The sequence below is a fragment of the Priestia sp. SIMBA_032 genome, from assembly GCF_046535215.1.
GTDB classification, from domain to species: domain Bacteria; phylum Bacillota; class Bacilli; order Bacillales; family Bacillaceae_H; genus Priestia; species Priestia aryabhattai.
In genome coordinates this window covers 1-246 of the sequence record NZ_JAWRXD010001319.1, presented here as the reverse complement: position 1 = coordinate 246, position 246 = coordinate 1, and the positions used below count along the sequence as shown (strand labels likewise).

Below are 246 nucleotides of genomic sequence, written 5' to 3'. Positions count from 1 at the left end.
ATAAAATGCTGTTCCCATTCTTCTTTACTATAGCCACTAGGACTTATGGCATTATATAATCTTTTTGGTGTTCGCAAACCATCAAAATCTAGAATATCTCCAAGCCTTAATACAATTGCATAGAATTGCGGGAAAATATTATAGTCCCCAATTATATATTCTTTTTCTATATTATTTTTCACCCACATTATATCTTGTGTATGGGCTTGACATATCAACGCTAAAATTTGTCCAAAAGATTTAGTA

General features: G+C 30.9%; 1 protein-coding gene. It reads right to left on the bottom strand.

Annotated features, from left to right (window positions below; all coding sequences use genetic code 11):
- Positions 1-246, bottom strand: a 246-nt coding sequence (locus SB717_RS38590; protein WP_410908516.1) for an HD domain-containing protein, incomplete at both ends; no start/stop codon positions are given.